Raw genomic sequence first — 14,356 nt, 5'->3', positions numbered from 1 at the left:
CCAGCAGGATCTCGCCGCTCGGCGGGACGGGGCGCGCCGAGCGGAGTGTGAGCGCGCCGAGCCTGACCGCGTTGGTGCCGGCGCGCTCGACCGGCAGCAGCGTGGACTCGCCGATGAAGCTGGCGACGAATGAGTCCACCGGGTGATCATGCAGCTGGTCCGGGGTGCCGATCTGGATCAGGCGCCCGTTGCGTAGGATCGCCACACGGTCGCTCATAGTCAGCGCCTCGCGCTGATCGTGGGTGACATAGACGATCGTGGCTTCCAGCTTCTTGTGGAGATGGCGCAGCTCGATCTGCATGTTCTCCCGCAGTTGCTTGTCGAGGGCTGACAGCGGTTCGTCCATGAGGATGAGCCGCGGCTCGAACACTATCGCGCGGGCCAGCGCCACCCGTTGGCGCTGGCCGCCGGAGAGCTGCGAGATCCGCCGCTCCTCATAGCCGGCGAGTTCGACCATCGCCAGAGCCTCGCGGACCTTCTTGGGCCAGGTGGCCTTGGGCAGACGTCGGGCACGCAAGGGAAAGGCAACGTTTTCGCCCACCGTCATGTGGGGAAAGAGCGCGTAGTTCTGGAACACGATCCCGATGTCGCGCTTGTGAGGCGGCACATAGGTGATGTCGCGATCACCGATCCACACCGAGCCGGAGGACGGGAGGACAAAGCCGCCGAGGATGCCGAGCAGCGTCGTTTTCCCCGATCCGGAAGGCCCCAGGAGCGAGACGAACTCCCCGGCCTCAATATCTAATGTTATGGAATCCAGAGCAACCAGAGTGTCATAACGCTTGCTCGCTGAACGAATGGAAACTCCAATATTTGCCTGTGCCGTCATGGTATTACCTGTCACGGAACGCTTTCGGCCTGGCCTGAGTAGAGCAAACTCGGTGCACCTGAGCAATTGCAAAATTGTTTGAGATGCCATAACTTAAGGTTATGCCACACCTACGCAAGAAATTGCCGAGCGCAAATGCGCTGTTCGTCTTCGAGGCGGCGGCGCGCTGCGGGAATCTCACCAAGGCCGCGGCGGAACTGTACGTCACTCAGCCGGCGGTAAGCCGCATGCTCGCCCGGATGGAGGACCACCTGGGCGTCCGGCTCTTTGAGCGGACGCGCACCGGAATCGTCCTGACCGAAAACGGCCGGATCTTGTATCGGCGGATTGCCGAGGGCTTTCGCGGCATCGAGGAAGCGATTCAGGAGATCGAGGCGCGCAACACCGGCACGGAAACGGTCACGCTATCCGTTTCGACGGCCTTTACGACCCACTGGCTGATGCCGCGCATAAACAAGCTGCAGAAGGAGTTCCCGTCAATCGACCTGAGATTCCAGCTGATCTCCGGCCCGCTGGGCGGGCCGGTCGATGATGTCGACCTGGGCATGCGCTTTGTCAGCGGGGACGATGCCAATCACCGCGCGGCTTTGGTGATGCCCGAGATTCTGCTGCCGATCTGCAGTCCGGCTTATCGCGACCAGGCCCTGCGCCAGGCGGCGGAAGGTCACGAGAATAGGGACACGCTCATCAATCTGAGCGACGCTCAGCCCGACTGGTACAGTCGCTTCTCCAGCTTCCAGAAGATGGGACGTGGCCCGACCAATTCGCTGATATTCTCTGACTATGCCATCGTTGTGCAGGCGGCACTTCTCGGTCAGGGCATCGCGTTGGGCTGGATGAATGTCGTGTGCCACTGGATGCGCAGCGGTGCTCTCGTTCCCGCCGCGCAGGATGTTATCGTCACCGGCCGCCTCTGCCATCTGGTCCATTCACGCAACAAGCCGATTCGGTCCGCCGCCGCCGAGATCCGCGACTGGATCATCGAGGAAACCCGATCGGATGTGGCGGCGGTGGACAAGATGTATCCGGCGCTCCAGTTGGCGCGCCTGATGCCAAGCGCAGAGCCGACGAGCGGCGCTGCGGCGGCGGCCGATTAGCAATACCGTTGTGCTACTTCGCGGGGCGAGCCCGTCTACCGCCATCCAGGCGCAGGGCGTCACAGTCGCGCACCGCTCAACACCGCCTTGGCGAGCGCCGGGTCGACCTCGTCGTAGTGGTCGAACTCCATCGAGAACAGCCCGCGTCCCTGCGTGGCCGAGCGCAGCTCGGTGATGTAACCGAACATCTCGGCGAGCGGCACCTGGCCGACGATCGCCTCGACCCGGCCCGGGCGCGGCTCGACGCCGCGGATCTGGGCGCGCCGCGCGGCGAGCTGGGCGAGCACGGTCCCGGTGTATTCGATCGGCACCAGCACCTCGATACGGAACACCGGTTCGAGCAGCACCGGCCGCCCCTTGCGCAGCGCCTCGTCCATCGCCTGCTGCGCCGCGCTGCGAAAGGCGAGGTCACTGGAATCGACCGGGTGGCTGGAGCCGCCGTCGAGCCGTACCTCGATGTCGGTGACCGGGTAGCCGGCGAGCACGCCGGTCTGCGCAGCATCGCGCACCCCCTGCTCGACTGCCGGGATGAACTGCCGCGGCACCGCGCCGCCGGCAACGGCCTCGACGAAGCGCACGCCGGAGCCGCGCGCGCCGGGCTTGAGCGTCAGGATCACGTGGCCGTATTGGCCGTGGCCGCCGGTCTGGCGGATGCAGCGCCCCTCCTGAGCGCGCACCTCGCGCGTGATGGTCTCCTTGTAAGCGACCCGCGGCCGTCCCATGCGCACCCGCACCCCGTATTCGCGCTGCAAGCGGTCGAGCAGCACCTCCAGATGCAGCTCGCCCATGCCAGCGATCAAGACCTGTCCGCTGTTCTCGTCGATGCCGACGGCGAGCGTCGGGTCCTCGTCAGCCAGCCGCCGCAGTGCCTCGGCCATGCGCTCCTGATCGGCCCCGGTGCGGGGCTCGACGGTGGCGCGGATCACCGGTTCCGGGAAGCTGATCGCCTCCAGCACCAGCGGATGCTCGGCGCTGCACAGCGTGTCGCCGGTATAGGTATGGTTCAACCCGAGCAGCGCGCCGATCTCGCCGGCATGCAGGCTCTCGATATCCTCGCGGTGGTTGGCGTACATGCGCAGCAGCCGCCCGACGCGCTCCTGGCGGTTACGGGTCGCATTGTGCAGGGCGAGGCCGGAGCGGATCGTCCCCGCATAGACGCGCACATAGGCGAGATGTCCGACATAGGGGTCGTTGACGACCTTGAACACCAGCGCCGCGAGCGGCGCGTCGTCGTCCGGTGCGACGCGGACCGTGGCCCCGCTCACCGGTTCCGTGCCCTGCACCGCGCCGATATCGAGCGGCGACGGCAGGAAATCGACGACGCCGTCCAGCACCGGCTGGGTGCCGATATCGCGCAACGCCGCGCCGCAGAAGACCGGGAACAGCCGGTTGGCGAGCGTCGCCCGGCGCAGCGCCGCGCGCAACTGCGCGGGCGCGAGCTCGGCGCCGCCGAGGTAGTGCGCGAGCAGTTCGTCGTCGGCTTCGGCGATGCGCTCGATCAGACGCTCCCGGGCGGCTGCGGCAGCCGCGCGGTAATCCTCGGGAATGGCGGTGTATTCGGGCTGGCCGCCGGGCTCGTCGCCCCAGCGTAGCGCCTGCATCGTCAGCAGGTCGATGACGCCGCGAAAACCCGACTCTCGACCGAGCGGCAGTTGCAGGCACGCCGGTTCGATGCCGAGGCGTTCGCGGAGGCTGGCGACCGTGCCTTCGAAGTCGGCGCCGATCCGGTCCATCTTGTTGACGAAGCACAAGCGCGGCACCCGGTAGCGGTCGGCCTGGCGCCAGACCGTCTCGCTTTGCGGCTGCACGCCATGCACCGCGTCGAACACCACCACTGCGCCGTCCAGCACGCGCAGCGAGCGCTGTACCTCGGCGGTGAAGTCGATATGGCCAGGAGTATCGATCAGGTTGATCACGCACTCGCGCCAGCGTGCGGTGACCGCCGCGGCGACGATGGTGATGCCGCGCTCGCGCTCCTGCGCCATCCAGTCGGTCACCGTGGTGCCGCTGTCGACCGAGCCCAGGCGATGGGTGCGGCCGGTGTGATAGAGAATGCGATCGGTGATCGTGGTCTTGCCGGCATCGATATGCGCAATCACACCGATGTTGCGCAAGTTAGCAAGCATGGAGCGGGTTGCGGCCACGAATCGTTCTCCTGAAGATGCGCGCACACACCATCACCCGGTGCCGTCGCAGAACCGCGGCGGCCGGCGTCTTTGCCGGTGTCTGCCCTGGCCGTTGCCGAGACTTCAGGTTTGCACCACGATGTGGTTGATCACGTCGGCGACGCCGTGCAGGCACCAGGCGTCCTGCTCGGCGCGGTTGCGCTCCGCTTCGGTCGCCACCACGCCTTCCAATGTGACCACGCGATTCTTGGTACCGATCCCGATCTGGTCGGCATGCACGAACGGGTCGGTCTCCAGCACCAGACGCAGCGCGTCGGTAATCTCGTCGTCGCTGTCTTCCTCGGGCGGCACCACTTCCAGCGCGTTCACCACATTGCGGCAGCCGCGCGCCCACCAGGCGAGCACGCCGGCCAGGCGCTTGTGCGAGAGGCTGATCACCTGTCCGGCGAGCGTGACCACGCCGTCCTCGACGGCAACCTCGATCGCGCCGCTGGTATCCCCGATCGCCTCGTGCAGGGTTTCGAGCTGGCCCTTCAGCCGCGCGCGGATCGTGCAGTTGCGGAAATCGATATCCTGCAGCAGCCGCTCGCAGACCGCATCGCGTAAGGCGCCGTCGCCGACCGGTTCAGTGGCGACCCGCAGGCGATCGACCAGTTCGAGCGTCGCGCCGACTGTGCGCGTCGCCAGTACCACCGCCTTCTGCTTGGTGGCGATGTCCGGTACTTCGCCTTCCAGGATCAGCGTGCCGTCGCTGACCTGGATCTGGATCGGATGGGTTTGCAGGTTCAGAGGCGTTTCGTGCTCGAAGGCCGCCTGTACCTGCTTCAGAATCGAGTCGTAGGTTGTTTCCATGATCTCGCCCCGTCCGGTATCGTCTGCCCGTGAGCGGCGCCTGCGGAAGCTGGCCCCGTCGCTACGCGTGTGCCGGCGCCTGCGCCGCCCTCCAAGTTCAGTATAGGCCCACGATCCTGGCCGCGGACGATCCTCCTCCAGCGCCATCGAAGACCGGAGTCATCAAGCCGGTAATGTCCGCGCCGACACTGTCAAAACGGTGGACAACGTCGGTTGCTGGAGGCACGCCATGAAGCGCAATCAGCATGGGCTGAATCGCCGCGCCTTCTTGAAAGCGCTAGCGGCCCTCGCTGCGGCCGCCTATCTCAAGCCCGCCAGCGTTCGCGCCGCCGCGCGCCCGGTGCTCAGTAAAGCCATCCCGGCGACCGGGGAGCGGTTACCGGTCATTGGCATGGGCTCGTGGCTCACCTTCAACGTGGGCGACGACCGCTTCCTGCGCGCCGAGCGGTGCAAAGTATTGCAGACGTTCTTCGATCTGGGGGGCGCGGTGATCGATTCCTCACCCATGTACGGCTCGTCCGAGGCGGTCATCGGTGACTGCCTGGCGCGCCTCCCCAACACCGGCGCGTTGTTTGCCGCAACCAAGGTGTGGACGCCTTTCCAGCGGCTGGGAATCATGCAGATGGAAACGTCGCAGCAACTGTGGGGCGTGGCACGTTTCGACCTGATGCAGATCCACAACATGCTCGACTGGGAGGCCCATCTGGAGACGCTGCTGGCCTGGAAGGCGGAAGGCCGAGTGCGCTACATCGGCATCACCACCTCGCATGGACGCCGGCACGAGGCCCTGGAGAAGGTGATGGCCACGCAGCCGTTCGATTGCGTTCAGTTCACCTACAACATCCTCGACCGTGAGGCCGAGCGGCGTCTGCTGCCCCTGGCCGCCGAGCGCGGCCTGGCGGTGCTGATCAATCGCCCCTTCCGGCGCGGCGCGCTGTTCGACCGTTTTGCGCGCCACCCGCTACCCGCCTGGGTGCAGGAGTTCGACTGCGCGAACTGGGCGCAGTTTTTCCTCAAGTTCATCGTCTCCCACCCGGCTGTCACCTGCGCGATTCCGGCGACCTCGCGAGTCGATCACATGCGCGAGAACATGGGCGCGGCCTATGGCCGGCTGCCCGATGCCGAGCTGCGAAGCCGCATGATCCACTACGTCGAGAGCCTTTGAGGAGGCCGCTGCCATGCCCCACCTGATCCTGGAGTACAGCGCCAATCTGGCATCCTATCTCAATCCGCCGGCCCTGTTTCAGGCCCTGCACGAGGCGCTACTGGCCACCGGCGCGTTTCAGCTCGCCGACCTCAAGAGCCGCGCCGTACGCCTGGACGAGTTCTGCGTGGGCGATGGCGATCCGCGTCACGCTTTCGTGCACCTGCGCATTGCCGTGTTGGAGGGGCGCGCTCCGGAGCTGCAGCAGCGCATCGGCGAGGTGCTGCTGGAGGCTCTGGCGGCGGAGCTGGACGAGGCGCAGCGGCACTTCGCCTGCCAGCTCTGCGTGGAGCTGCAGGAGCTGCGGCGGGATCTCTACTTCAAGCGCGGCCCGGCGGACTGAAGGCTGCTGCCGGTGTGGGCGCGTGGGTATTGCGATCGATGAGTCGACGTATCACCCCCGCCGTATGCGCCAGCACTGGTGGATGCGCGGATTGCGCGCAAAATCCTTGGGGATGGACCAGCGCGTCACGTCCTCGATGGCGAGATCGGCCAGCGCCTCCCGCTCCAGCCGGAAGCGGCGATGGTTGGTGGAGAATACCAGCACCCCGCCGCGTGCCAGCCGCGCCACCGCCGCTCGGATCAGCGCCACGTGGTCGCGCTGGATGTCCAGCACCCCCTCCATGCGCTTGGAGTTGGAGAAGGTAGGCGGGTCGAGGAAGATCAGATCGTACTCGCCGCGCTCGCGCAGCAGCCACTGCCGGCAGTCGGCCTGGATCAGGCGGTGGCGCGGGCCGGGCTGCAAGCCGTTCAGCTCCAGGTTGCGCGCCGCCCAGTCCAGATAGGTGCGCGACAGATCGACGCTGGTGGTGGCCGCAGCCCCGCCCAGGGCGGCGTGTACCGTGGCCGCCGCGGTGTAGCAGAACAGATTGAGGAAGCGCTTGCCCGCGGCCTGCCCGCGCAGCCAGGTGCGCACCGGCCGGTGGTCGAGGAACAGGCCGCTATCCAGGTAGTCGGTGAGATTCACCCACAGCCGCGCCGGTCCCTCCCGCACCGCCAGGAAGCGGCCGGTATCGGCCTGCTTGCGGTACTGCGCGGTACCCTTCTGCCGTGCTCGCACCTTGAGGGCGATGCGTTCGGGAGGAATGCCCAGCACCTCCGGCAGCAACGTCATGACGTGCTCCAGCCGGCGCGCGGCCTTGGCCGGGGCAATGGCGGCAGGCGGCGCGTACTCCTGCACATGCAGCCAGTCGCCGTAGACGTCGACGGCCACGGCGTACTCGGGCAGGTCGGCATCGTACAGCCGGTAGCACTGGATATCCTCCCGCTCGGCCCAGCGACCGAGGGTGCGCAGATTCTTGCGCAGGCGGTTGGCAAACGCCTCGCCGCCCTCGCTCAGGGCGCTGCTCAGCGCCTGCTCCCTGGCGCGACGGTCCAGCGCCTCGCGGTCGACGAAAAACTCGGGTTCCACCCGAAACTGCAACAGCTTGCAAGGCAGGGCGCCGTTGTGGAAAGCGTTGCTCTTGACCGCTTTCAGCCCCATGCGCTTGCCCAGTTGCGGATTGCCGGTGAACACTGCCGCGCGCCAGCCGGCGAAGCGGGCTTTCAGCAGATCGCCGAGGCGGGCGTAGAGCTGTTCCAGCTCGACCTGCTCACCGAGGCGCTGGCCGTAGGGCGGGTTGGTCACCAGCAATCCCATCGCCGCCCCGGCCGGCGGCTGCATGTCCTCCAAGCTGCCCTGGACGAAGCGCACCACCTGCTCCAGTCCGGCGCGGGCGGCATTGGCCCGGGCCGCCGCTACCGCCCGGGCGTCGCGGTCGCGGCCGGTGAGCGGAGGCAGGCTGCGGGCCAGTCCGATGCGGCGCCGCTCCCGGGCCTCGGCCAGCAGGTCCTGCCACACCGCTGCCGTGTGACCCCGCCAACCCTGGAAGCCCCAGTACTCACGCAGCAGGCCGGGGGCGATGTCGGCGGCCATCAGGGCCGCCTCGATCACCAGCGTCCCGGAGCCGCACAGAGGATCGAGCAGGGCGCATCCCTGCCGCGCCAGGGTGGGCCAATCTAGTTTGGCGAGCAGGGCGGCGGCCAGGTTTTCCTTCATCGGCGCCGCCACCGTCGTCACCCGGTAGCCGCGGCGGTGCAGGCTGTCACCGGACAGGTCGATGGCCAGGGTGAGGGCAGCGCCGTGCAGATGGGCATTGATGCGCAGGTCGGGGCGAACGGTGTCGATCGCCGGACGGCGACCGCACTGTTCGCGCAGGCAGTCGACGATGGCGTCCTTGATGCGCTGCGCGCCGAACTGGCTGTGGCGGATGGCGCGGTTGGTACCGATGAAATCCACCGCCAGGGTGTGCGCCGGATCGAGGTGTTCCTCCCAGGGCAGTTGCCGGGCGGCGGCGTAGAGGGTATCGGCGTCATCGGCCGGTAGTGCGCTGGCCAGCGGCAGCAGTATCCGGCTGGCGAGCCGCGACCATAGACAGGCACGGTAGGCGGTTTCCAGGTCGCCCTGGAAGGCGACCCCGCCGTTGCCCGGCTGGGGCTCGACGGCGCCAAAGGCGCGCAGCTCCGCGGCCAGCAGCGGCTCGATCCCCTGCGGAGCAGTGGCAAACAAGGCGAGACGATTCATGAAAGTTAGAACGACAACGGGGCAGGGCATTCTACACGGGTTTGCATCACACCGGGGTGTGACTAGAATGCCGCCCTTTTCACACGACGAGGTCAACGATGGAAGAGCGCATCATCGAGTTGGAAATCCGCTTGGCCCATCAGGAAGACCTGTTGTTGCAGCTCAACGACGTCATTGTGCGAATGCAACAACAATTAGACATGTTGCAACAAGAACTGAAGCTGCTGGGCGAGCAGGTGCGGGCTCAGGCACAAATGAATCTGGCTGCGCCGCAGGAAGAGACGCCGCCTCCGCACTACTGAACCAAGGCGTGTTTTGTTGTAATGATGATGAATTATGTTGCGATATCGCATGCATATGTTGCGCTTTTGCAATTTTTTTATGATGGCGCGGCAATGATGAAATGAATGTCATTCAGAATTTGCCATCCGTGACTTTGTGGATTAAAACCTCACACTGTTGTGCCCTAACCACCCATAACACGATAAATGTTGCCTTGCGAGGAGGCTCCAACCCATGCTAACCAAGGGTGTGATCCAACTTTTGAATGAATCCAAGGAAGGCAGCCTCGACGACACCCACACGCCCTGCCTGAAGCGGCGGGGTTTTTTGAAGCTGGCGGCCTGCACCCTAGGCGTTTTCGCGGCGACTCCGACCCTGGCCAAAGCCGCCGTCAGCAAAGAGCGCGTGCTCTCTCTCTACAACCCCAACACCGGCGAGACCATGCGCCTGGTCTACTGGATCCCCGGTGAAGGCTATGTCCGCGAATCGCTCAAGGAACTGAGCTGGACCCTGCGCGATCACCGCAACGACCAGGTCAAGCTGTTCGATCCTCATGTGCTGGACCAGCTCTTTGCCATCAATCTGCGCATGGACTACGCCAAGCCGGTGCATGTGATCTGCGGCTACCGCTCGCCCCAGACCAACGCCATGCTGCGTCGGCAGAACCGCGGCGTGGCCAAGGAAAGCTACCACACCAAGGCCAAGGCTCTGGACATCCGCATGCCCGGCCGCAACGTTTCCGACCTGCATCGCGCCGCCCTCTCCCTGCAGGCCGGCGGGGTCGGTTACTATCCTCGCGGCAACTTCATCCACATCGATACCGGCGCCGTCCGTCGCTGGGGTTGACGCATCCGCCCGGTGCCGTCCGGGGGCTTCGCCTGAGCGCGCCGAGCCGGGTCATGGGGCAGGGCGCCCCAGGCGAACGGAGTTCATCCCCCATGTCGACGACCGATCATCCCCTTTCCCCCGCTTTGCCGGACAAGTCGATCCTGGAGACGCTGGTCTCCGATATCCTGGCCGAGGCTCGACGGCAGGGCGCCAGCGCCGCCGAAGCGGCGGTCAACTGCGGTCAGGCGCTGTCGGTGACGGTGCGCCTGGGTGAGGTCGAGACCCTGGAGCACCACCGCAGCCGCGGACTCGGGGTCACCGTCTACTTCGACCACCGCAAGGGCGGCGCCAGTACTGCCGACTGGAGTGCCGAGGCGGTGCGCGCCACCGTGCAGGCCGCCTGCGACATCGCTCGCCATACCGCCGCCGACGCCTGCGCCGGCCTGGCCGACCCCGAGCGTCTGGCCCGCGCTATCCCCGATCTGGACCTGGACCATCCCTGGGCGCTTGTCACCGAGGCCGCCATCGAGCGGGCGCGGGAATGCGAGGACGCAGCCCGCGCCCTGGACCCGCGCATCGCCAACTCCGAGGGCGCCAGCCTCGCCAGCCAGCGCGCACTCATGGTCTACGGCAACAGCCACGGCTTTCTCGGCGGCTATGCCAGCACCCGCCACTCTTTGAGCTGCGCAGTGATCGCCCGCAGCGAGGAAGGCGACATGCAGCGCGACGGCTGGTATACCATCAGCCGCGAGCCAGGGGCGCTGGAGCCGGCCAGCGCGGTGGGTCGCCGCGCCGCCGAGCGCGCCCTGCGCCGCTTGGGCGGGCGTCGTCTCGGCACCCGCCAGGTGCCGGTACTGTTCGTGCCGGAGCAGGCGCGTGGGCTGATCGGCCACTTCCTCGGCGCCATCCGCGGCGGTGCGCTGTATCGCCGTGCCTCCTTCCTGCTGGATCGGCTTGGTACCGCGGTGTTCGCCCCGCACATCCAGCTGCGTGAAGAGCCGCACCTGCTGCGCGCTCTGGGCAGCGCGCCCTTCGACGGCGAGGGTGTGGCCACCCGGCCCCGCGACCTGGTGCGCGACGGCATGCTCCAGGGCTATCTGCTGGACAGCTATGCGGCGCGCCGCCTCGGCATGGAAACCACTGGCAATGCCGGTGGCGCCCACAACGTGCTGCTCGCCCCCGGGACACTGGATTTCCCGGGACTGTTGCGGGAGCTGGGCAGCGGTCTGGTGGTGACCCATCTGATGGGGCAGGGTATCAACCTGCTTACCGGCGACTATTCCCGCGGCGCCGCCGGCTTCTGGGTGGAGAACGGTGAGATCCAGTATCCGGTGGAGGAGATCACCATCGCCGGGCGGCTGCAGGATATGTTTCTGGGCATCCGCGCCGTGGGCGCCGACGTGGACCGACGCGGCGGCATACAGTGCGGGTCGTTGCTGATCGAGCGGATGACCGTGGCGGGGCAATAGTACGGTTCACGACCCGTTGCGGCCGATTTGCCAGCGCCACGTCGGACAGCGTCGGCTCCTGCGCTTCTTCTCCCGCGCAGGGGGGCACAGATATCTGGATTGTGGGGGAATCGGTACAAATCCCCACGCTCACAGATATGGCGGCGTGCAGGCGCTGATGATCTCGCACTCCTCCTGGCCGACGTTGCGGAAGCGATGGGGCAGGCGGCTGTCGAACAGGTAGGCATCGCCCGGCCCCAGGATGCGCTTCTGGTCGCCCACGGTCAGCTCGATCTGGCCGCGGATCACGATCCCCCCTTCCTCCGCCTCGTGACGCAACATGGCTTTGCCGGTATCGGCGCCAGGGGCGTAGCGCTCGTGCAGGATCTGCAAGTTGTGCACATGCATATCCCCCACCTGGCGAAAGGAAACCGGCCCCTTGGTCAGCTCCAGCAGCTCGTCGGCGCGGTAGAACACCTTGTCCTGGGGCGGCAGCTCCAGGGCGAAGAATTCCGCCAGCGTCATCGGGATGCCGTCCAGCACGCGCTTCAGCGAAGCCACCGAGGGGCTGCTCTTGTTCTGCTCGATCAGCGAGATGATGCCGTTGGTCACCCCGGCGCGGCGCGCCAGCTCGCGCTGCGACAGACCGTGGGCCTCGCGTATCGCGCGCAGGCGCGCACCCAGATCGAAGGTCAAGCCATCCTCGCGCGAGGCGGCCGTATCGGGGGCATCAGCGGTACGGTGCATACGCTTGGCCATTCAGCGTTCCTCCGGGATATCGAATCATGCCGGCGCGGTGGCATCGGTGCCGACAACTGATCATAAAATTTATCACTTTGATTTTAATAATAAAATGATAGGAACATGCTTGTTTTGCCTGGGTTTTGATGGCGCTTTTCGGGTCGTTTCAGAAGTTTATGGGCTGCAATTCAAGATATTGTCTAATTTTTTAGACGGTGCTAGCCTAGCCCGCATCACTATAACGCCGCGGGCCTGAGCTTCCCAGCCGGCATGCGCAAGCGTCCGGTATCAGGAGCGCTGAGCGGGCCATCCGCCCTGGGAGTACTGCAGGGATGCCGCGATGGCGCGCTGTCGGCCCTGGACGGGAGCGTGCCGGCGATAACCACCAGGGCCCCTATACCGAGAGGAGCGAACGCATGCAGAAGAAACTCTACCGTATCCTGGCCCTGGCCCTGACCGGCACCCTCGCCGCCGGTGCGGTGCAGGCGGCTGAGCTCACCATCATCTCCTTCGGCGGCGCTGCGCAGAAAGCGCAGCAGGCGGCTTACTACGAACCCTTCGCCAAGGCCAGCGGGATCAAGGTGGTGCCGGGCGAGTACAACGGCGAGCTGGCCAAGGTCAAGGCCATGGTGGAGGCGCAGAACGTCAGCTGGGACGTAGTGGAGATGGAATCCCCGGAGCTGGCCCGAGGCTGCGCCGAGGGCCTGTTCGAAACCCTCGATATGAAACAGATCGGCAACCCTGCCGACTTCGTGCCCGGCGCGGTCAGCCCGTGCGGTGTGGGCATCTTTACCTGGTCGGTGGCGCTGGCCTACAACACCGAGAAGCTGGCCAATGCCCCCGCCTCCTGGGCCGATTTCTGGGACGTGCAGAAATTCCCCGGCAAGCGCGGTCTGCGCAAAGGCGCGAAGTACACCCTGGAGATCGCCCTGCTGGCCGATGGCGTACCCATGGACCAGGTCTACCAGGTGCTGGCCACCCCCGAGGGCGTGCGGCGGGCCTTCAGGAAACTGGACCAGCTCAAGCCCCATATCCAGTGGTGGGAGGCAGGTGCCCAGCCGCCGCAGTGGCTGGCCGCCGGCGACGTGGTGATGAGCTCGGCCTACAATGGCCGCATCTCCGCGGCGATCAAGGAGGGGCAGAAGCTGGCGGTGGTGTGGAACCAGAGCATCTATGACCTCGACCACTGGGCCATCCCCAAGGGCGCCAAGAACGCTAAGGAGGCGCTGCAGTTCATCGCCTTCGCCAGCAAGCCGGAGAACCAGAAGCAGTTCTCCAGCCTGATCGCCTACGGCCCCAGCAACAAGCAGGCGATGGCCCAGCTCGATCCGACCGTAGCCAGGACCCTGCCCACCGATCCCGCCAACCTCGAGGTGGCCATGCAGATGGGCACCGATTTCTGGGTAGAGAATGGCGAGGAGCTGGAGGAGCAGTTCAACGCCTGGGCAGCGAAGTAACCGGCGGTCAGGGGCGCGGGCCGGAACCGCCTTGCCGTTTCCGACCCGCACCCTCATCCTCGCGCCGAGAGGGGTCTCATGTCACGCACCGTCACCGACAGCCTGCCGCTCGCCGGGGGCATTTCGCTCAAGGCGCGGCTGCGCCGGGCTGAACGCCTGAGCAAGCTCAAAGCCTTCGCCCTGGTGCTGCCGCTGTTCCTCTACGTGCTGGTGGTCTTCGTGATCCCCATCGTGTTGATGATGTACCGCAGCGTCGACAACCCCGAGGTGCTGCAGAACCTGCCGCGCACCGCCCAGGCGATCCGCGCCTGGGACGGCCAGGGGCTGCCGGCGGAGCCGGTCTACGCCGCCCTGGTCCAGGACCTGCGCGAGGGCCGGCGCGACGGCAAGCTAGGCGCTCCTGCGCGACGGCTCAACTACGAGGTCACCGGCTTTCGCAACCTGCTGGTCAACAGCGCCGGCAAGCTCAAAGACGATCTGCAGCCGCCCTACAAGGAGGCGCTGATCGCCCTCGACAAGCGCTGGGGCGAGCCGCTCTATTGGCGGACGCTCTATCGCAACAGTGCGCCGCTGACCGGCTACTATCTGCTGGCGGCGCTGGATTTCAAGAGGGACGCCGACGGCCGCATCGTGCGCGCCGAGAGCGGCGAGTCGGCTTTCGTCGAGATCTACGGCCGCACCCTGTGGATCAGCACCATGGTTACCCTGATCGCCCTGCTGCTGGGCTATCCCCTGGCCTATGTGCTCTCCATCTTGCCGGCGCACCGCGCCAACCTGCTGCTGATCATGGTGCTGCTGCCGTTCTGGACCTCGCTGCTGGTGCGCACCGCGTCCTGGATCGTGTTGCTGCAGAACGGCGGTCTGATCAACTCGGCGCTGCTGCGCCTGGGGCTGATCCAGGAGCCGATCCAGCTGGTGTTCAACCGCTT

Annotated in this window: 13 protein-coding genes; 8 read left to right on the top strand and 5 right to left on the bottom strand. The window is 66.3% G+C overall.

Translation table 11 applies throughout. The features are described from left to right. The coding region (locus tag VNJ47_06310; GenBank protein HXG28443.1) for an ABC transporter ATP-binding protein at nt 1–829 on the bottom strand (829 nt) is incomplete at its 3' end. A gap of 101 nt (nt 830–930) precedes the next feature. On the opposite strand from VNJ47_06310, the gene VNJ47_06305 reads away from it, so the two are divergent. Beyond that, entirely contained in the window at nt 931–1,926 is a 996-nt protein-coding gene (locus VNJ47_06305; protein ID HXG28442.1) for a LysR family transcriptional regulator, read from the top strand. A 59-nt stretch (nt 1,927–1,985) separates the two neighbouring features. Here VNJ47_06305 and fusA read toward each other — a convergent pair whose 3' ends face one another. Together fusA and VNJ47_06295 are read right to left on the bottom strand one after the other, a co-directional pair. Continuing rightward, nucleotides 1,986–4,070: an elongation factor G gene (gene fusA, locus VNJ47_06300; protein ID HXG28441.1), complete on the bottom strand. Its 2,085-nt coding sequence runs from the start codon at nt 4,068–4,070 to the stop codon at nt 1,986–1,988. 105 nt (nt 4,071–4,175) lie between these two features. Then, on the bottom strand, nt 4,176–4,904 hold the full coding sequence (locus tag VNJ47_06295) for a BON domain-containing protein (GenBank protein HXG28440.1): 729 nt from the start codon (nt 4,902–4,904) through the stop codon (nt 4,176–4,178). A gap of 229 nt (nt 4,905–5,133) precedes the next feature. Between VNJ47_06295 and VNJ47_06290 the strand changes: the two genes are divergently transcribed. After that, entirely contained in the window at nt 5,134–6,069 is a 936-nt protein-coding gene (locus VNJ47_06290; protein HXG28439.1) for an aldo/keto reductase, read from the top strand. A 13-nt stretch (nt 6,070–6,082) separates the two neighbouring features. Next, the gene (locus tag VNJ47_06285) at nt 6,083–6,451 is read left to right on the top strand and encodes a 5-carboxymethyl-2-hydroxymuconate Delta-isomerase (GenBank protein HXG28438.1); all 369 of its coding nucleotides are present in this window, start codon (nt 6,083–6,085) and stop codon (nt 6,449–6,451) included. Nucleotides 6,452–6,502: 51 nt separating this feature from the next. Here VNJ47_06285 and rlmKL read toward each other — a convergent pair whose 3' ends face one another. Further along, nucleotides 6,503–8,671 (bottom strand): bifunctional 23S rRNA (guanine(2069)-N(7))-methyltransferase RlmK/23S rRNA (guanine(2445)-N(2))-methyltransferase RlmL, encoded by a 2,169-nt coding sequence (gene rlmKL, locus VNJ47_06280; protein ID HXG28437.1) that lies wholly within the window; start codon nt 8,669–8,671, stop codon nt 6,503–6,505. A gap of 98 nt (nt 8,672–8,769) precedes the next feature. On the opposite strand from rlmKL, the gene VNJ47_06275 reads away from it, so the two are divergent. The 3 genes from VNJ47_06275 to pmbA all read left to right on the top strand — a co-directional run bounded on the left by VNJ47_06275 (nt 8,770) and on the right by pmbA (nt 11,250). Then, entirely contained in the window at nt 8,770–8,973 is a 204-nt protein-coding gene (locus VNJ47_06275; protein ID HXG28436.1) for a SlyX family protein, read from the top strand. 214 nt (nt 8,974–9,187) lie between these two features. Further along, nucleotides 9,188–9,799, top strand: a complete 612-nt coding sequence (locus VNJ47_06270; protein HXG28435.1) for a DUF882 domain-containing protein — start codon at nt 9,188–9,190, stop codon at nt 9,797–9,799. 92 nt (nt 9,800–9,891) lie between these two features. Continuing rightward, a complete protein-coding gene (gene pmbA / locus VNJ47_06265) occupies nt 9,892–11,250 on the top strand; it encodes a metalloprotease PmbA (GenBank protein ID HXG28434.1) in 1,359 nt (452 codons plus the stop codon). A 129-nt stretch (nt 11,251–11,379) separates the two neighbouring features. On the opposite strand, the gene VNJ47_06260 is transcribed toward pmbA, so the two are convergent. After that, a complete protein-coding gene (locus tag VNJ47_06260) occupies nt 11,380–11,976 on the bottom strand; it encodes a cupin domain-containing protein (protein ID HXG28433.1) in 597 nt (198 codons plus the stop codon). Nucleotides 11,977–12,386: 410 nt separating this feature from the next. Between VNJ47_06260 and VNJ47_06255 the strand changes: the two genes are divergently transcribed. Together VNJ47_06255 and VNJ47_06250 are read left to right on the top strand one after the other, a co-directional pair. Continuing rightward, a complete protein-coding gene (locus VNJ47_06255; protein HXG28432.1) occupies nt 12,387–13,427 on the top strand; it encodes a polyamine ABC transporter substrate-binding protein in 1,041 nt (346 codons plus the stop codon). A gap of 78 nt (nt 13,428–13,505) precedes the next feature. Continuing rightward, nucleotides 13,506–14,356: hypothetical protein (locus tag VNJ47_06250; GenBank protein HXG28431.1), on the top strand; the 851-nt coding region annotated here is incomplete at its 3' end.

This window comes from Nevskiales bacterium (genome assembly GCA_035574475.1).
Classification (GTDB): domain Bacteria; phylum Pseudomonadota; class Gammaproteobacteria; order Nevskiales; family DATLYR01; genus DATLYR01.
This window is presented reverse-complemented; position numbering and strand designations above follow the sequence as displayed.